This is a genomic window from Mesorhizobium neociceri, from assembly GCF_013520985.1.
GTDB classification, from domain to species: Bacteria; Pseudomonadota; Alphaproteobacteria; order Rhizobiales; family Rhizobiaceae; genus Mesorhizobium; species Mesorhizobium neociceri.
In genome coordinates this window covers 376,725-392,713 of the sequence record NZ_JACDTY010000003.1, presented here as the reverse complement: position 1 = coordinate 392,713, position 15,989 = coordinate 376,725, and the positions used below count along the sequence as shown (strand labels likewise).

Here is a 15,989-nt window from a genome sequence, read left to right as displayed (position 1 = left end):
AGCAGCCGAGCCGATAGCAGCCTCTGGAAGACGATGAAAAGACGATACGGCGCCGTCCTCCTGATCGCCATCCTGGTGGCGGCGATGGCCGTTGTCTTGTGGCCAAGAAGACCCGCGCCGCCACCTTTGGTGATCGGCGGCGAACTGCCGGCCCCTTGCCGGAATGTCGCCTTCGAGGCCGTGATCTATGTCGTCTGCACAGTCGACCTGCGAACCTATAACCTCGCTGTCTTTCACGCCGGTGTCGACGGCAAGCCCTTCGGCTCGCTGGAGGCCTTCGACAAGGCGGTTGCCGGCGAGGGCAGGCTGGTGCTGCTCGCCATGAATGGCGGCATGTATCACGAGGATCTGTCGCCGGTTGGCCTGCTGGTCGAGGATGGCAGCGAAAAGTCCCCGCTCAACCTTGCCGATGCCGAAGGCAATTTCTTCCTGAAGCCGAACGGCGTCTTCCTCGTAGGCAAGGACGGCAAGGCTACGGTCATGGAGAGCAGCACCTATGCCGCTGCCAAGCCTGACGTTGCTTTCGCCACGCAGTCCGGCCCGATGCTGGTGATCGACGGCCAGACTCACCCGCGATTCGAACCGAACGGCACTTCCCGCTACATCAGGAACGGCGTCGGCGTGCGCGACGAAAACACAGTTGTGCTGGCGATCTCGCGGTCTGAGGTCAGTTTCGGCAGCTTTGCGCGGCTGTTTCGCGACGCGCTCGGCTGCCGCAACGCGCTGTTCCTCGACGGCGCGGTCTCGGCGCTGTCGGATGGCGACAAGATGATCGTCGGCGGAAAATTCCCGGCCGGACCGATCATTGCCGTTTTGGCAAGGCAGCCGCTGACGCAGTAGGCCAGTCTGGCTTCAGTCCGGCACGCTGGTTTGCAACGCCAGCGCATGCAGCACGCCGCCCATATTGCCCTTCAGCGCGTCATAAACCATCTGGTGCTGCTGGACGCGGCTCTTTCCCCGGAAGCTCTCGGCCACCACTTCGGCCGCATAGTGATCGCCGTCGCCGGCGAGGTCGCGGATCGTCACCTTGGCGTCCGGAATGCCGTCCTTGATCAGTTTTTCGATGTCGTGGGCATCCATTGCCATGGCAAAATCCTGTTCTGGGCGGGCTAGGCAGCTTTTACGAAGTGACTCGGGCGCAAGCCTAAAGCCTTTCTGGCTCGGGTTGAAGCCGTTCTGTCGGTGGCGGAGTCTAAGGGCCATCCTGCCGCGGATGGACCACACCATCCTCAGTGATGTCATCGCGGGTCGAGAACCCCCGGCCAAGGCTGAAGACCAGCACATAGAGCGGAATGTTGATCACCAGAATGACGATGGAGAGATAGCTGGTCATCCGCCAAAGCGGCGAGAAGAACGCCTGGCCGTAGCCATCGCAGGCCAGCGATGAGCCGTACTCCCACAGTGCTCCCAGGATCGCAGCAGCAATAAAAAGCTTGATGCATGTGACGACATGCCTTGCTCGCGCCGGGTCCGGCAAAAGCCGGATCCAAAGCACCAGGCAGATGATCGGAACCGCATAGATGATGTTTTGCAGCACCAGCATCGGCAGCGTGCCGTTGGCCGCCTCAAGGAACTGCTCGCGCCTCTCCAGCAGCGGACAGACCTCGCTCGAGGTCGTCGACAGCAGGAAGAAGACGAACGGGCCGAGGAACCAGAAGAAGAACAGCGACGGCCAGAAGACGACTGCGATCAGCGTCCGGGCAGCCAGTCTGCTCAACTGGCCTTGTCCATAAAGCCAGGGAACCAGCCTTCGTGGGCGGCGGTCAATTCACTGACCGGGATGGCCTTGGCATCGCCGAGCTTCAGCTCACTTCCGCCGGTCGAGCCGATCCATGGCGCAAAAATGCCGAGCTTGCTCTGCTCCTCGCGGATGGCGTCCCATTCCTTGCTTTGCGGATCGACTGACAGCGTCAGCAGGTAGCGGCCCTGGTCCTCGCCGAACCAGACCGGGATCGGGTCGGTGCCGGCGAGGCCCGGAATGGTGGCGCCGATGCTGGACGCCATCGCCATTTCGGCCAACGCCACGGCAAGACCGCCGTCGGAAAGGTCGTGCGCCGCTGTCACGACGCCCGACGCGATCAGCGCGCGCACATGGTCGCCGACGCGCTTTTCATGCGCGAGGTCGACCGGCGGCGGCGGGCCGTCGGTGCGGCCATGGATATCCCTGAAATAGGCGGACTGGCCGAGATGGCTGCCCCACGTTGCCGGCGCGCCGACCAGCAGGATCATCTGCCCCTCGGCGGCGAAGCCGATCCGGGCCATCTTCGACCAGTCGGCGATCAGCCCGACACCGCCGATGGTCGGCGTCGGCAGGATGCCCTGGCCGTTGGTCTCGTTGTAGAGCGAGACATTGCCCGACACGATGGGGAAGCCGAGCGCACGGCAGGCATCGCCAATGCCTTTCACCGCGCCGACAAGCTGGCCCATGATCTCGGGCCTCTCCGGATTGCCGAAATTGAGGTTGTCGGTCGCCGCAAGCGGCAGCGCGCCGGTGGCGGTGAGATTGCGCCAGCATTCGGCCACGGCCTGCTTGCCGCCCTCATAGGGGTCGGCTTCGCAATAGCGCGGGGTGACGTCGGAGGAGAAGGCGAGCGCCTTGGTCGCATGGCCTTCGACGCGCACCACGCCGGCGTCACCGCCCGGCAGCTGCAGCGAATTGCCCTGGATCAGCGTGTCGTACTGTTCCCACACCCAGCGGCGCGAGGACAAATCCGGACCGCCGAGCAGCTTCAGCAGCGCATCGGCGACATCGGCCTTCGGTGCATCGCCAGCCGCCAGTGCCGCCGGCTTCTTCGGCTCGACCCAGGGACGGTCGTATTCCGGCGCCTTGTCGCCAAGGTCCTTGATCGGCAGATTGGCGACCTCGTCGCCCTGATGGATGACGCGGAAACGCAGATCGTCGGTGGTCTTGCCGACAATGGCGAAGTCGAGGCCCCATTTGTGGAAGATCGCCTCGGCTTCTTTTTCCTTTTCGGGGCGCAGCACCATCAGCATGCGCTCCTGGCTTTCCGACAGCATCATCTCATAGGCGCTCATGCGCTCTTCGCGCACCGGCACCTGGTCGAGCTGAAGCTCGATACCGAGGTCGCCCTTGGCGCCCATCTCGACCGCCGAACAGGTGAGGCCGGCCGCACCCATATCCTGGATGGCGATGACCGCGCCCGAGGCCATCAGTTCGAGGCAGGCTTCGAGCAGGCATTTTTCGGTGAAGGGATCGCCGACCTGCACGGTCGGGCGCTTCTCGTCGATCTTGTCGTCGAACTCGGCCGAAGCCATTGTGGCGCCACCGACGCCGTCGCGGCCGGTCTTGGCGCCGAGATAGACGACGGGCAGGCCGACGCCCTTGGCTTCCGACAGGAAGATCGCATCGGTCTTGGCAAGGCCGGCGGCAAAGGCGTTGACCAGGATGTTGCCGTTGTAGCGCGCGTCGAAATTGACCTCGCCGCCGACCGTTGGCACGCCGAAGGCATTGCCATAGCCGCCGACGCCGGAAACCACGCCGGAGACCAGATGCCTGGTCTTGGGATGGTCGGGCGCGCCGAAGCGCAGCGCATTCATCGCCGCGATCGGCCGCGCGCCCATGGTGAACACGTCGCGCAAGATGCCGCCGACGCCGGTCGCCGCACCTTGGTAGGGCTCGATGTAGGAGGGGTGGTTGTGGCTCTCCATCTTGAAGACGACGCAGTCGCCGTCGCCGATATCGACTACGCCGGCATTCTCGCCCGGACCCTGGATGACCTGCGGCCCGGTGGTGGGCAGCGTGCGCAGCCATTTCTTCGAAGACTTATACGAGCAGTGCTCGTTCCACATCGCCGAGAAGATGCCGAGTTCGGTGAAGCTCGGCTCGCGCCCGACCAGATCGAGGATGCGCTGGTATTCGTCGGGCTTCAGCCCGTGCGCGGCAATGAGTTCCGGAGTGATCGGCACGGAATTGGAAATGGTCATGGGCAGCGATTGGTATCCGTGGGAGAGGGGGATTTCTGAGTCCCCTCTTATCGCAAGCTTTGGCGCGATACACCCCCATCCGCTGACGAAAAACGCCGGAAAGCCACAAGGTGACGATAGCAGCGGTGAGCCCGGGGGGAACGCTAAGGCATGCCGGCCGTTAGGTCTCCAACCAATCAGGAGATTCGCCATGGCCACCAAGCAAGGCAAGAAAGACAATCGCCTCTCGGACAAGGAGGCTATGCATATTGCCGAGACCACCGACGTTTCGCCCAAGCAGGCCAAGGACCTGGCCGAGAAGCACGGCAAGGACAAGGGCGCGAAGGAAGCCAGGAATTTCAAGGCAGAGGGCTGACCGAGATCGGGGGGCGCGACCACCAGGTTAAGCGTCAACGGGTCAGGAAGACCTGTCGTAGCCGGCGCGGCCTTCTTCCAGCAGCCGCCGGATCACCGCGACGCCACCGGCGATCTCCTCGCGTCGCCTGGGCTGCGAGACGCCGAACCGCACGCCATGGAAAACCTGCTCGGAGCGCCCGGCCTTGAATTCGTCCTCGTCGTCGAGGAGCACGCCATTTTCGAGGCAGGCGTTCCTGAACGTGCCGGACAGCCAGGGGTCGGGCAAGGTCAGCCAGACGAAGGGCACGTTCTCGTGTGACCTGAAGGCGAAGCCGGTCAAAGTCTCGCGCACGATGGCGATGCGGGCGGCGATTTCGGCAATGCAGCGCCGACGGATATCGCCAGCCTGCCCTGACAGAACCAGCCGGGCATTCACCTCCGCCAGCAGGAACGGCATGCCGCCGGTCATCATCTTGTGGGCGACGCGGATGCGATGGCGATAGGCGGGCGGGCAGGAGAGCCAGCCGCCGCGAACGCCGGCGGCGACCGATTTCGACAGGCCGCCGGCGACAATGGTGCGCTCGGGCGCATATTCGGCCAGCAGCGGCGCCGGATCCTCGGTCAGGCCGCCATACAGATCGTCCTCGATGAGAATGACATTGTACTCGCGCGCGACGCGTGCGATCGCCTCGCGGCGTGAAACCGACAGGATCGCCAGCGTCGGGTTTTGCACCGTCGGCATCAGGAAGATCATTTTCGGGTGCTTTTGCGCGCAGACGCGCTCAAAATCCTCGGGATCGAGACCTTCCTCGTCCGATGCCACCAACGCCGTGCGCCGCCCGATCAGCCCGGCACTGCGGGCGATTTGGGAATAGGTGAGGTGCTCGAAGGCGACATAGTCGCCGGGCGTGGTGAGCGCCGCGATCGCCGCCATTACAGCGGCATGGGTGCCGAGCGTGGGAACGATGGTCTCGGCCGCCGGGCGGAACGAATTGCGCGACAGCCAGCGGGCGCCGGCTTCGAACCATCGCTCCGGAAAGTCCCTGGTGTAGCTGGAAATCTCATGCGGATGATCTTGCACCGTGCGCGACAGCATGTTGGCGACAATGGCGCCCTGGCCGATGTCGGGTGCGGCCGTGCTATCGAAGCGCAGTTTGCCGGACGGTGCGTCGACATAGCGGGTGCCTTGCACTGCGGGCTCGGCGAATTCGGGTGAAGCCGCTTCCGATTGCTGGGCCAGCACATAGGTTCCGCGTCCGACCTCGCCGCTCACCAGCCCGCGCTCGCGCAGCAGCTGATAGGCCCGGCCGATCGTGCCGACCGTGGTGCCGATGTCATAGGCGAGATCGCGCTGCGGCGGCAGTTTTGCCCCGGCATCGATGATGCCCTTGTCGATGTCCGACTCGATGCTGTCGGCAAGGCGCTGGTAAAGCGGGCCGGAGCCGGTGGTGAGGTCAGGAAGCCAATTTGTCATGGTGACAATTTTGTATATTGCACCGAAATAGGAGTCAATACATATCAGCGTCGTATCGAAACGGGTACAATTTGCAACCTCGGCAGAAAGACAATGAGCACAATCGAGACAATCCGCTATACGGGCATTGAACTGGTCGGGCCGCGCCCGTCTGGACGGCGAGGCTTTGTCAGCCGCATCGTGCATGTGGTCAGGTCACTGGCGCAGCAGATCGACGCGCTCATCGAGCGCCGCCGCGGCCGCATGGCCCTGCTGGAAATGACCGACGACCAGCTCAGGGATATCGGTGTGTCGCGTGGCGACGCCCACCGCGAAGGGATCAGGCGGTTCTGGGACTGAACCGTAGTTCGGTCAGCGGCGCACGCCCCTGAGGCGTGCGACACCCCTGTCGACAAGCACGGCAACAATGCACAGCACCAGGAAAACCCCGGTGACGGCCAGCGCTGCAAGCGCGACGCTGGCCGCGCCGTTTTTCGCAACGTCGAGGAACGGGTAGGGCACTTCGCCCGCAATCGGCGCGCGCGCCAGTGCATAGGCGAGATAGGCGATCGGATAGGCCATCCACCAGGAAATGTCGCTCCAGCGTGTCCTGCCGTCGGCGCCCGCCACCAGCCACCACAGCACGAACAGCGCCGGGGTCACATAGTGCAGCAGCACGTCGCAGAGCAGGAACAGGCCCTGCGGCTGCCAGAGCTGCGCCAGAACCGTCGCATAGACGATAAAGACCAGCGCGATGGACACCGCGACGCCAGCCCGCATCCGCGGTCCGGCAAAGGCCGGCAGCCAGGCATAGCCCGAAGGCGACAGCAGCGAGGCGTGGACCAGCACCGCGCCGATGTTGGTCAGGATGGTGAAAAAGCTGAACAGAAAGACGATGGAGCCGAGAAAACTGCGGCCGGCTTCCATCGAAGCCGGGATGGTGATGCAGGCTTGCAGGACAAGCCCGGCCAGACCGACGATCAATCCCGCAATCTGCAGGAAGCGACCCATGGTGTCAGGCGGCCGCGTTGCAGGAAGGGTTGCCCGTCTGCCAACGCGCAATATCGGAGCCGATGCGCGCACCGAGCGGATCGTCCATCAGCGGACCGAACACGTCGATGCGGCTGGAATTGCCTTGCGCCTGCACGACCAGCAACGGCTTGCCGCCATAATGCTTGGCCGGCACCAGCAGGAAGCGCGGTGTGCCGCTGAACGAATTCAGTTCATTGGCCATCTGATACGACTTGAAGGCGGGATCCTTGCTGGCGATCCAGCATTTATGCGCCGATATCGCCACTTGTTCCATGGCGAGCAGCGAAGCGCTCTTGCCCGCAGGCACCGGCGCACTCTTCGGGCTCGACTGGCAGGACGCCAGCGCCAACCCGGCGGCAGTCAGGAGAGCCATCCGGGCAATCGTCAGTCTCATGGTCAGCCGCCCCCGCGCTTTGAAAGGAATTTCGAAAAGGATATTAGGCGGCGATGCCGAGCGCACCTTCGAACAGGGCCCTGCCGTCGCTGCCGCCATGCGCTGCCTCGATCAGGTTCTCCGGATGCGGCATCAGGCCGAGCACATTGCCCTTTTCGCTGATGATGCCGGCAATGTCGTTGATCGAGCCGTTGGGATTGGTGCCTTCGGCATAGCGAAACACCACTTGGCCTTCGCCTTCGAGACGGGCAAGCGTGTCGGCATCGGCAAAGTAATTGCCGTCATGATGCGCCACCGGCGTGCGAATGATCTGACCCGGCTGATAGCGGCGGGTGAACATGGTGTTGGCGTTGGCGATTTCGAGCTTCACCTGCCGGCAGACGAATTTCAGCGAGGAATTGCGCATCAGCGCGCCGGGCAAAAGGCCGGCCTCGACTAGGATCTGGAACCCGTTGCACACGCCGATGACCATGACGCCCTTGGCCGCCTTTTCAGCGACCGCCCGCATCACCGGCATGCGCGCGGCAATCGCGCCGCAGCGCAGATAGTCGCCGAAGGAGAAGCCGCCGGGGATGGCGATGAGGTCGACATCGGGGATTTCGGTGTCGGTCTGCCAGACGGTCGCCGGCGCCTGTCCGGAAATCTTGGTCAGCGCCGCGATCATGTCGCGGTCACGGTTGAGGCCCGGGAGAAGAACGACGGCGGATTTCATGGCAATTCCTGTTCGCTGATCTCAAGCAGATACCGGGGCGGAACATGATTGGTCAACCAGACGCCGTTGTCGGAGAGAAAGAATATCTCGCCATCCCCAGCCATGGCTGCCGAGTCGACCTGAAGGATAACATCTTTTCCCTTGCGCCGCCGCGCCACGATGCGGGCGGTTTCGACATCCTTCGACAGATGCACATGCTGGCGCGACTGGCTGGTCAGGCCCTCGCGCAAGATGGTGGGCAGAAACTCCACCTTGGTGCCGTGGTAGAGGATGGCGGGCGGGATGGAATGCGGCAGGCCGAGATCGACATCGACGCTGTGGCCCTGCACGGCGCGGATGCGATTGCCCTCGACGGCAAAGCGCCTTTTCGGATTTTCATCGACGATGCGGACAACCTCAGCTAGGGGGGTGCCGAATTTCGATTGAAGGACAGCGCACAGCTTGTTGAAATCAGCCCAACCGTTTCGTCGAGCGAAAGCCCGGCCTCTTTCGGCGCGTGCCGAAGGACCAGGCTCATGAATTTCGAGATCTGTGTGTCGTTCGGCATGGTGAAGGCAGTTTCAGTCCATTTGCCGAACCGGCGTCATTTCGGCTCAAAGGGCCTTTGTGCTTCGGCGAGTTCGCGCAATTCGAGGCGCTGCTCAATCCGCTCAAGACGTTGATCGATACGACCTGTTATCGCGTAGATGTTGCTGACGTCCGTCTGCGTGCTCAACGCCTGCAGCCTGATCGCAACAATCTCCTGCTTGACTTCGCCTAGACCATTCTCAAGCCGATCCATTCGTGAATGGATTTTCTTGAGAAGTTCGTACATCAACTCATTCGTGACTTCCGGCATCCGAGCCCCCGGGTACAACCTCAGGTAAGCGTCACACTATAATTCTCTATCACCGTATTCGCCAGCAGCTTGTCGCACATGGCTTTGAGGTCGGCTTCAGCCTTGGCCTTGTCGGTCTCTGAAAGCTCGAGGTCGAAGACCTTGCCTTGCCGCACCTGGCCGACACCGCCGAACCCCAGTCCCGACAGGGCGTGCTCTATGGCTTTTCCCTGCGGGTCGAGCACGCCGTTCTTGAGAGTGACGGTGATGCGGGCCTTGATCATGCTGGACAGGTTCCTGTTCGAGTTTGGTCTTAGCAATTCCAGGAAAAGTGTGAAGCGGTTTTCCGTCCGGAATTGCGTCAAAACAAAGAGCTAGAACGGTTCAGCGTTCCTCGAAACGATGGACAGTTCTAGTGCGGCTTGCCTTTGAGGCCGTCGGTCGAGGCGACGAGCACCGGGCCGGTCGGGCGCGGCGGTTCGTTCTCGTTCATGATGCCGAGGCGGCGGGCCACTTCCTGATAGGCTTCGACAAGGCCGCCCATATCGCGGCGGAAACGGTCCTTGTCGAGCTTGTCTTGCGTCGCCACGTCCCACAGCCGGCAGGAATCCGGCGAGATCTCGTCGGCAACGACGATGCGCATCATGTCGCCCTCGAACAGGCGGCCGCATTCGATCTTGAAATCGACGAGCTGGATGCCGACACCCATGAACAGGCCGGAGAGGAAGTCGTTGACGCGGATGGCGAGCGCCATGACGTCGTCGATTTCCTGCGGGCTCGCCCAGCCGAAAGCGGTGATGTGCTCTTCCGACACCATCGGGTCGTCGAGCGCATCGGCCTTGTAATAGAATTCGATGATCGAGCGCGGCAGAACGGTGCCTTCCTCGATGCCGAGGCGCTTGGACAGCGAACCGGCGGCGACATTGCGCACCACCACTTCGAGCGGAATGATCTCGACTTCCTTGATCAGTTGCTCGCGCATGTTGAGCCGGCGGATGAAGTGGGTCGGAATGCCCATGCGGTTCAGATGATTGAAGATGTATTCGGAAATGCGGTTGTTGAGCACACCTTTGCCGTCGATGACCTCGTGCTTCTTCTTGTTGAACGCGGTCGCATCATCCTTGAAGAACTGGATCAGCGTGCCCGGTTCTGGTCCCTCATAGAGGATCTTGGCCTTGCCTTCATAAATGCGGCGGCGATTTTTCATCTGATTTTTCTCTGGATTTGCGGGCAGGCGGCAAGCGACCAGTTCCTGTCCGTCCGCCTAAATTAGTGCGGCGACGGGTGGGTTCAATGCCGGGTCTATCCCAATCACACCGTTTGCTCAATCGGCAAATCCTTTCCATCTACCGCTTTCAGGAATGAAATGCCGCAGCGCAGCAAGTGATGTAGCATATTGACCGACCCGCGCCCTTTTGGTTTGTGCTGCGGCAACACACATATCCATCGCCAACGCGAATCGATTTCACCGGAGGGAAGCCATGAGCAGCATGAAAGACCGCGAAGAGGGTTTTGAGCGCAAATTCGCCTTCGACGAAGAACTTCGCTTCAAGGCTGCGGCGCGCCGCAACAAGGCGCTCGGCCTGTGGGCCGCTGAAAAGCTGGGCAAGTCCGGCTCTGACGCCGACGCCTATGCCAAGGAAGTGGTTGTCTCCGACATAGAGGAAGCTGGCGACCACGACGTATTCCGCAAGATCCGTAAGGATTTCGACGCCGCCGGCGTCGACCAGTCGGATCATCAGATCCGCCGCACCATGGACGAGCTGATGGCGCAGGCGATCGAGCAGATCAAGAACACCTGATCTGAAGCAGGTCCGCGAAAGTGTCCTGCGGTTTTGCGACTGGACCTGGGACAAACAAGGAATGACTGGACCAATCGACCGCCCGGCCCAACCGGGCGGTTTTTCTTTGCCTTTTCAGCCTTTTCCGGCTGAAACTGTGCGTGGGCCTGTTAGAAAAGGTCCTAGCCAACAAGGAAAAGCGCCGATGTCCCTGAAATCACGCCTGGCGGCGGATGAAACGCTGTTCACCGCCTGGTCCGGGGTTCCGGACGCCTTGACGGTCGAAATCATCGCCAAGCAGGGTTTTGACGCCGTCACCCTCGATATGCAGCATGGCGGTCATCACGAAGACTCTGTCTTGCGCGGCCTGGTGCCGGTGCTCGCCGCCAACAAGCCGGCGCTGGTGCGCATTCCGGTCGGCCGCTTCGATATGGCCAGCCGCGCCCTCGATTTTGGCGCCGAGGCGGTGATTGCGCCGATGGTGAACTCGGTGGCCGATGCAAAACTGTTTGCCGCCGCGATGAAATATCCGCCGCTCGGCGAGCGCTCCTGGGGCCCGACCTATGCCTTTCCGCGCCACGGCAAGGGCGACCAGGCCGAGTGGCTGCGCGACACCAATGCGCGCACCATGGCCTTCGCCATGGTCGAAACGCGCGCCGCGCTCGATGCGCTGGACGGCATTCTCGACACGCCTGGCATTGACGGCATCTTTCTCGGACCGTCGGATTTCTCGATCGCCTGGTCGAACGGCGCTACCGTCAATTCGACACTGGAAAGCATGATGGAAACCGTCGCGTCCATCGCCGAGCAGACGCGCAAGGCAGGCAAGCATGCCGCCATCTACGTTATCGAGCCGGCCATCGCCGGCCGCGTCGTGGCGATGGGCTACCGGCTGCTGGCGATGGGCTCGGACCACGCGCTGATTTCGCTCGGCGCAAAAACCCTCATCAAGAGCATGAACGATTCGATCAAGGGCTGAGGCGTGGTGCCTTGCCCTGGTCAGGCCTTGAGGTCGGTCAGGAATTTGGCGAAGGTCATCGATCCCTCGGGCCACGGGCCGAAGCCGGCATCCTCGTTGAGGTGACCGGTTTCACCGGCATCGATGAACAAAGAGCCCCAGGCGCCGGCTATGTCTTCGGCAACCTCGAAGGCGCAGAACGGATCATTGCGGCTGGCGATCACGATGGATGGAAAGGGCAGCGGCTCGCGCGAATAGGGGCCGAAGGTCATCAGGTGCCTCGGCCTTATGTCCGGGTTGGCGACATCGGGTGGCGCGACAAAGAAGGCGCCGACGACCGGCTTCCTGAATTGCGGAATGGCCTGCACCGCGGCTGCCACGCCGAGCGAATGGGCAACGATCACCACCGGCCGCTCCGCTTCGTTGACGGCGTTCGCCACGCTGGCTGTCCAGTCCTCGCGAACCGGCTTCGACCATTCGGCCTGCTCGACCCGGCGTGCCGTCGACAGTTTCGACTGCCAGCGTGTCTGCCAGTGTTCCGGGCCTGAATTGGTGTAGCCCGGTACGATCAAGATATCTGCGTCTTTGACTTTCATGGCGCTGAGATAGCGAGCAGCTCTGTCTCGTGCAACCATGCTGATGGACGCGGCGCATCACAATTGTGAACAACCTGTTCGATTCTTTCCGTCTTGTGTGAACGATCGGGATAGACGATCTGTGGACAGGAAGAGCGACCGTGAAAACCAGGGCTTGTTGGTTGAAACGGCGCTACAGTTGTTGCGGCGCCGGGCCTCTGGCTTGGAAACCTCGCGGAACGCCGCCCGAGCGGAGATTTTGATGAGCGAACTGCCTTTTGCCGCGACTACCCCCGTCAGTGTGTCACGCGTTGGCCTGAAGGCGAGCGATGCCGAGGGCCTCGCGGCCTATTACCGTGCCGTTGTCGGCCTGCAGGAATTGAGCCGCGCCGACGGCGCGATCACGCTGGGCGCCGCCGAGCGACCGCTGCTGGTCATCGAGCCTGACGCAACGGCCAAGCCCGACGATCCGCGCAGCGCCGGCCTGTTCCACACGGCTTTCCTTTTGCCCAGCCGCGCCGATCTCGGCCGCTGGATCAACCATGCTGCCGCCAACAAGATCCGCATAGAGGGTGCCTCTGACCATCTGGTCAGCGAAGCGCTCTATCTGACCGATCCCGAAGGCAACGGCATTGAAATCTATAGAGACCGTTTGCCGGAGGAGTGGAAGTGGAACGGCGACAAGATCGCCATGGCGACCGAGCGGCTGAACCTGGCCGCTGTGGCCGCCAGCGTGCCGGCCGGTGACGCCGGCTGGCAGGGCGCGCCGGAAAACAGCATTGTCGGCCACGTCCATCTGCGTGTCGGCCGGCCGGAAGACGCCGAAGCCTGGTGGCACCAGGAGTTCGGTTTCGACACCGTGGCCAAGTATGGCGGGCAGGCGGTGTTCCTGTCGTCCGGCGGCTACCACCACCATATCGGTGGCAATTCGTGGCACAGCGCCGGCGCCGGCCGCCGCGATCCGTCCCGCTCGGGTCTGGCCTGGGTCGAGATGCGCTCGGACAATGTGACCAAGGAAACGAACCGCGAGGATCCGTGGGGCACGGTTATCAGGACGGTGCCTGGCAAGGCCTAGATCTGAGGGCAGCGCCAAGCTGGAACACCCCTCATCCGTCTCGGCGCTACGCGCCGATCCACCTTCTCCCACAAGGGGAGAAGGCGGAGCTCGCCGCTTGCGCCTCTGCAAATCTCAATCGTTGATGATTGGCGGCAAGGTCGCCGCAGTCTTCCCTTCTCCCCTTGTGGGAGAAGGTGGCCTCGCGAAGCGAGGTCGGATGAGGGGTGCTCCAGCTTGGCGCTGGCGTCAGGCTTCCCCAAAAACCCGCTTGAAGATCGTGTCGACATGCTTGGTGTGATAGCCAAGGTCGAACTTTTCGCGGATCTCGGCTTCGGGCAGCGCTGCGGTGACCTCCTTGTCGGCCAACAGTTCCTCAAGGAAATCAGCGCCGTGTTCCCACACCTTCATGGCGTTGCGCTGCACCAGGCGGTAGGCGTCCTCGCGGCTGACACCGGCCTGCGTCAGCGCCAGAAGCACGCGCTGCGAATGCACAAGGCCGCGGAACTTGTTCATGTTCTTCAGCATGTTGTCGGGGTAGACCAGCAATTTGTCGACGACGCCGGTCAGCCGCGACAGCGCGAAATCCAGCGTCACCGTGGCGTCGGGCCCGATCATGCGCTCGACCGAGGAGTGCGAGATATCGCGCTCGTGCCAGAGCGCCACATTCTCCATCGCCGGCAAGGCCATGGACCGAACCATGCGGGCAAGGCCGGTGAGGTTTTCGGTCAGCACCGGGTTGCGCTTGTGCGGCATGGCCGACGAGCCCTTCTGGCCCGGCGAGAAATACTCTTCCGCTTCCAGCACCTCGGTGCGCTGCAGATGGCGGATCTCGGTCGCCAGCCGCTCGACCGACGAGGCGATGACGCCGAGCGTGGCGAAGAACATGGCGTGGCGGTCGCGCGGGATGACCTGCGTCGAAACCGGTTCCGGCTTCAGCCCGAGCTTTTTCGCCACATGCTCTTCGACATAGGGGTCGATGTTGGCGAAGGTGCCGATGGCGCCCGATATGGCGCAGGTGGCGATGTCCTCACGCGCATGCACCAGCCGCTCGCGGCAGCGCGAGAACTCGGCATAGGCCTGCGCCAGCTTGACGCCGAAGGTGGTCGGCTCGGCATGGATGCCGTGGCTGCGGCCGATGGTGACGGTGTCCTTGTGCTCGAAGGCACGGCGCTTCAGAGCGGCGAGCAGACCGTCGAGGTCGGCGAGCAGAATGTCGCTGGCGCGGCTGAGCTGCACGGCCAGGCAGGTATCGAGCACGTCAGACGATGTCATGCCCTGGTGGATGAAACGCGCATCCGGCCCGACAAATTCGGCGAGATGGGTGAGGAAGGCAATGACGTCATGCTTGGTGACGGCTTCGATCTCGTCGATCTTGCCGACGTCGAATTTGGCCGCATTGCCCTTTTCCCAGATGGTTTTTGCCGCTTCCTTGGGGATGACACCCAGTTCAGCCAGCGCATCGCAGGCATGGGCTTCGATTTCGAACCAGATGCGGAAGCGGGTTTCCGGCGACCAGATGGCGACCATTTCCGGCCGGGAATAGCGAGGGATCATCCGTCAGTCCTGATATGTCGGTGGTTAAGTGCGCCTCCTATCAGAGGCGGACCAAATGCTCAACGCTGCTGGCGCGCAAACCACACGCTGGCGGCGGCAAGTGCGATGAATCCGAGCGGAAAATAGAGCCGCACCCCCAGCACCACGAACTGGTAGAGCGCCGTCAGCGAGGTGAACACCAGTTCGAACGCCCAACGGACGGTGAAGGCCTCCGCGTGCCATTCGGCGTAGTAGGAGCGGTATTGCAGCGCAAACAGCCCGCCGGTGAAGGCAAGTGTCGCAGCAAGCAGACAGACGAAGGCGGCGGCAAGCGCCACTTCCCAGTGCCGGTCGAGCGAGGCCAGCCGCGCCGCGAACAGGCCGACGGGGAAGGCAATTGCCGCGCCCATGGCAAAGAGCAGGACGACGAAACGAATCTTTTCAGGCGTCTCCCAATTGTCGAGCCAAAGGCCGGTGAGCGCGCTTGCGCCCATGGCCATTGCCCACAGCAAGGCGCCGACAAGGGCCGCGCCCGTCGATGGCACGGCGCGGCGGACGCGATTGCCGACGCGCTTGCGCCAGCTGGATTGATCGAGCGATGTCACAGGCGGCCGGTCACGGCGATCCAGCGGAAATCCGGCCCCTCGAAGCCGTATTGGCGCACCGCGATCAGCACCGCATAGGCGCTGATACTGTCCATCGAGAACGTCTGCACCACGCCGATCCGGTAGCCGTTGGGGCAGCCACGGCTTTTCGGGATCGATTTGTCTTCATGCAGCAGATGCGTCTGGCCGCCATCGCTTGCTTCGATGCGCAACAGGCGAAAACCATTGATCTCGCCCTGGCTCTCACAGCCTGCCGTATCGTTCATGCCGATCTCGTCGAGCCGGAATTCCAGTGGCGGGTCGACCGGCGAGAAGATTGGTCGCGGGTTGACCACCATGCGGAACGGGTCGGCCGACAGTTCGGTCACCGGGTTGAAGCCGGCGGTGATGCCGCGATTGGCGGTAAGCTCAGCCTGGGCAATGATCGCTTCGCCCTTCTGCTTGGCCTGGAGACGGGCCGCGTCGAGCGAGGCGGTCTCGTCCTCCAGCCGCACCCGGATCGGCGTGCCCTTCAGGAACGTGTCGTCGGCGGTATCGATGTAGTAGCGGTTGGCATAGGGAAAGCCAGACCCATCCGCGACGCCGTACTCCTCGAAGGCGAAGACGCCACCATCTCTGGTGAAGCCGAGGATCTCCAGCTCAGCGACATCGCCTGCCCAGGCGGCCATGGCAGATGTCAGCTGGGCCAGCAGGCAAACGCCAATCAGGACAAGATTTCGCATCGGATCTCCGCTCAGGCTGCCATGGTTCGATCGTTCCCTATCATGAGACAGTCAAAACATCGTGCTATC

The 15,989-nt window shown here is 62.7% G+C and carries 20 protein-coding genes and 1 pseudogene; 6 read left to right on the top strand and 15 right to left on the bottom strand.

The genetic code is table 11. From position 1 onward, the window contains the following. Positions 1-33 precede the first annotated feature (33 nt). Positions 34-840, top strand: a complete 807-nt coding sequence (locus H0241_RS09885) for a phosphodiester glycosidase family protein (RefSeq protein ID WP_235984200.1) — start codon at positions 34-36, stop codon at positions 838-840. A gap of 12 nt (positions 841-852) precedes the next feature. Here the strand turns inward: H0241_RS09885 and H0241_RS09880 are convergent, their stop codons facing one another. The 3 genes from H0241_RS09880 to purL form a co-directional block, all read right to left on the bottom strand. Further along, complete coding sequence (locus tag H0241_RS09880) at positions 853-1,086, bottom strand: BolA/IbaG family iron-sulfur metabolism protein (RefSeq protein WP_010909092.1); 234 nt, start codon at positions 1,084-1,086, stop codon at positions 853-855. Between the two features lie 106 nt (positions 1,087-1,192). Next, positions 1,193-1,717, bottom strand: coding sequence for a hypothetical protein (locus tag H0241_RS09875; protein WP_181057221.1), 525 nt, complete (start codon positions 1,715-1,717; stop codon positions 1,193-1,195). Further along, complete coding sequence (gene purL, locus H0241_RS09870) at positions 1,714-3,945, bottom strand: phosphoribosylformylglycinamidine synthase subunit PurL (RefSeq protein ID WP_181057220.1); 2,232 nt, start codon at positions 3,943-3,945, stop codon at positions 1,714-1,716. Before purL ends, H0241_RS09875 begins: the two co-directional genes overlap by 4 nt. Positions 3,946-4,135: 190 nt before the next feature. Here purL and H0241_RS09865 point away from each other — a divergent pair, with 190 nt between their 5' ends. Further along, on the top strand, positions 4,136-4,300 hold the full coding sequence (locus H0241_RS09865; protein WP_181057219.1) for a hypothetical protein: 165 nt from the start codon (positions 4,136-4,138) through the stop codon (positions 4,298-4,300). A gap of 42 nt (positions 4,301-4,342) precedes the next feature. Here the strand turns inward: H0241_RS09865 and H0241_RS09860 are convergent, their stop codons facing one another. Continuing rightward, positions 4,343-5,755, bottom strand: coding sequence for an aminotransferase-like domain-containing protein (locus H0241_RS09860; protein WP_181057218.1), 1,413 nt, complete (start codon positions 5,753-5,755; stop codon positions 4,343-4,345). Between the two features lie 93 nt (positions 5,756-5,848). On the opposite strand from H0241_RS09860, the gene H0241_RS09855 reads away from it, so the two are divergent. Further along, entirely contained in the window at positions 5,849-6,094 is a 246-nt protein-coding gene (locus tag H0241_RS09855) for a DUF1127 domain-containing protein (protein WP_181057217.1), read from the top strand. 12 nt (positions 6,095-6,106) lie between these two features. Here H0241_RS09855 and H0241_RS09850 read toward each other — a convergent pair whose 3' ends face one another. The 7 genes and pseudogenes from H0241_RS09850 to purC form a co-directional block, all read right to left on the bottom strand. Further along, a complete protein-coding gene (locus tag H0241_RS09850; protein WP_181057216.1) occupies positions 6,107-6,745 on the bottom strand; it encodes a Pr6Pr family membrane protein in 639 nt (212 codons plus the stop codon). Positions 6,746-6,749: 4 nt separating this feature from the next. Continuing rightward, positions 6,750-7,160, bottom strand: coding sequence for a hypothetical protein (locus H0241_RS09845; protein WP_181057215.1), 411 nt, complete (start codon positions 7,158-7,160; stop codon positions 6,750-6,752). Positions 7,161-7,203: 43 nt separating this feature from the next. Next, positions 7,204-7,872: a phosphoribosylformylglycinamidine synthase subunit PurQ gene (gene purQ / locus H0241_RS09840; protein ID WP_181057214.1), complete on the bottom strand. Its 669-nt coding sequence runs from the start codon at positions 7,870-7,872 to the stop codon at positions 7,204-7,206. Continuing rightward, positions 7,869-8,419: pseudogene (locus tag H0241_RS09835) on the bottom strand (RNA 2'-phosphotransferase). Before H0241_RS09835 ends, purQ begins: the two are co-directional and overlap by 4 nt. Before the next feature lie 36 nt (positions 8,420-8,455). Continuing rightward, positions 8,456-8,710 (bottom strand): hypothetical protein, encoded by a 255-nt coding sequence (locus H0241_RS09830; protein ID WP_181057213.1) that lies wholly within the window; start codon positions 8,708-8,710, stop codon positions 8,456-8,458. Positions 8,711-8,730: 20 nt separating this feature from the next. Beyond that, entirely contained in the window at positions 8,731-8,973 is a 243-nt protein-coding gene (gene purS / locus H0241_RS09825) for a phosphoribosylformylglycinamidine synthase subunit PurS (RefSeq protein WP_181057212.1), read from the bottom strand. A 128-nt stretch (positions 8,974-9,101) separates the two neighbouring features. After that, complete coding sequence (gene purC / locus H0241_RS09820) at positions 9,102-9,896, bottom strand: phosphoribosylaminoimidazolesuccinocarboxamide synthase (protein WP_013532127.1); 795 nt, start codon at positions 9,894-9,896, stop codon at positions 9,102-9,104. A 274-nt stretch (positions 9,897-10,170) separates the two neighbouring features. On the opposite strand from purC, the gene H0241_RS09815 reads away from it, so the two are divergent. Together H0241_RS09815 and H0241_RS09810 are read left to right on the top strand one after the other, a co-directional pair. Next, positions 10,171-10,491 (top strand): DUF1476 domain-containing protein, encoded by a 321-nt coding sequence (locus H0241_RS09815; protein WP_181057211.1) that lies wholly within the window; start codon positions 10,171-10,173, stop codon positions 10,489-10,491. A 184-nt stretch (positions 10,492-10,675) separates the two neighbouring features. Continuing rightward, positions 10,676-11,449, top strand: a complete 774-nt coding sequence (locus tag H0241_RS09810; RefSeq protein WP_181057210.1) for an HpcH/HpaI aldolase family protein — start codon at positions 10,676-10,678, stop codon at positions 11,447-11,449. Positions 11,450-11,469: 20 nt separating this feature from the next. Here the strand turns inward: H0241_RS09810 and H0241_RS09805 are convergent, their stop codons facing one another. Further along, on the bottom strand, positions 11,470-12,024 hold the full coding sequence (locus H0241_RS09805; RefSeq protein WP_181057209.1) for an RBBP9/YdeN family alpha/beta hydrolase: 555 nt from the start codon (positions 12,022-12,024) through the stop codon (positions 11,470-11,472). Between the two features lie 241 nt (positions 12,025-12,265). Here H0241_RS09805 and H0241_RS09800 point away from each other — a divergent pair, with 241 nt between their 5' ends. Then, the gene (locus H0241_RS09800; protein WP_181057208.1) at positions 12,266-13,078 is read left to right on the top strand and encodes a VOC family protein; all 813 of its coding nucleotides are present in this window, start codon (positions 12,266-12,268) and stop codon (positions 13,076-13,078) included. 228 nt (positions 13,079-13,306) lie between these two features. Here the strand turns inward: H0241_RS09800 and purB are convergent, their stop codons facing one another. The 3 genes from purB to H0241_RS09785 are packed head-to-tail and all read right to left on the bottom strand — an operon-like array spanning position 13,307 to position 15,920. Then, positions 13,307-14,614, bottom strand: a complete 1,308-nt coding sequence (gene purB, locus H0241_RS09795) for an adenylosuccinate lyase (protein ID WP_181057207.1) — start codon at positions 14,612-14,614, stop codon at positions 13,307-13,309. Between the two features lie 59 nt (positions 14,615-14,673). Beyond that, positions 14,674-15,138 carry a hypothetical protein gene (locus H0241_RS09790; RefSeq protein WP_181057291.1) on the bottom strand — a complete coding sequence of 155 codons (465 nt, stop codon included), beginning with the start codon at positions 15,136-15,138 and terminating at the stop codon, positions 14,674-14,676. A 56-nt stretch (positions 15,139-15,194) separates the two neighbouring features. Continuing rightward, positions 15,195-15,920 (bottom strand): DUF2259 domain-containing protein, encoded by a 726-nt coding sequence (locus tag H0241_RS09785; protein WP_181057206.1) that lies wholly within the window; start codon positions 15,918-15,920, stop codon positions 15,195-15,197. Between the last annotated feature and the right edge of the window lie 69 nt (positions 15,921-15,989).

Bases quoted from the DNA above. Each gene is read 5' to 3' on its own strand.
- H0241_RS09785 (WP_181057206.1), bottom strand. From the start codon at position 15,920: ATGCGAAATCTTGTCCTGATTGGCGTTTGCCTGCTGGCCCAGCTGACA.
- H0241_RS09830 (WP_181057213.1), bottom strand. From the start codon at position 8,710: ATGCCGGAAGTCACGAATGAGTTGATGTACGAACTTCTCAAGAAAATC.
- purL (WP_181057220.1), bottom strand. From the start codon at position 3,945: ATGACCATTTCCAATTCCGTGCCGATCACTCCGGAACTCATTGCCGCG.
- H0241_RS09860 (WP_181057218.1), bottom strand. From the start codon at position 5,755: ATGACAAATTGGCTTCCTGACCTCACCACCGGCTCCGGCCCGCTTTAC.
- H0241_RS09855 (WP_181057217.1), top strand. From the start codon at position 5,849: ATGAGCACAATCGAGACAATCCGCTATACGGGCATTGAACTGGTCGGG.
- H0241_RS09880 (WP_010909092.1), bottom strand. From the start codon at position 1,086: ATGGCAATGGATGCCCACGACATCGAAAAACTGATCAAGGACGGCATT.
- purC (WP_013532127.1), bottom strand. From the start codon at position 9,896: ATGAAAAATCGCCGCCGCATTTATGAAGGCAAGGCCAAGATCCTCTAT.
- H0241_RS09810 (WP_181057210.1), top strand. From the start codon at position 10,676: ATGTCCCTGAAATCACGCCTGGCGGCGGATGAAACGCTGTTCACCGCC.
- purB (WP_181057207.1), bottom strand. From the start codon at position 14,614: ATGATCCCTCGCTATTCCCGGCCGGAAATGGTCGCCATCTGGTCGCCG.
- H0241_RS09800 (WP_181057208.1), top strand. From the start codon at position 12,266: ATGAGCGAACTGCCTTTTGCCGCGACTACCCCCGTCAGTGTGTCACGC.
- H0241_RS09845 (WP_181057215.1), bottom strand. From the start codon at position 7,160: ATGAGACTGACGATTGCCCGGATGGCTCTCCTGACTGCCGCCGGGTTG.
- H0241_RS09815 (WP_181057211.1), top strand. From the start codon at position 10,171: ATGAGCAGCATGAAAGACCGCGAAGAGGGTTTTGAGCGCAAATTCGCC.
- H0241_RS09885 (WP_235984200.1), top strand. From the start codon at position 34: ATGAAAAGACGATACGGCGCCGTCCTCCTGATCGCCATCCTGGTGGCG.
- H0241_RS09805 (WP_181057209.1), bottom strand. From the start codon at position 12,024: ATGAAAGTCAAAGACGCAGATATCTTGATCGTACCGGGCTACACCAAT.
- purS (WP_181057212.1), bottom strand. From the start codon at position 8,973: ATGATCAAGGCCCGCATCACCGTCACTCTCAAGAACGGCGTGCTCGAC.
- H0241_RS09865 (WP_181057219.1), top strand. From the start codon at position 4,136: ATGGCCACCAAGCAAGGCAAGAAAGACAATCGCCTCTCGGACAAGGAG.
- purQ (WP_181057214.1), bottom strand. From the start codon at position 7,872: ATGAAATCCGCCGTCGTTCTTCTCCCGGGCCTCAACCGTGACCGCGAC.
- H0241_RS09850 (WP_181057216.1), bottom strand. From the start codon at position 6,745: ATGGGTCGCTTCCTGCAGATTGCGGGATTGATCGTCGGTCTGGCCGGG.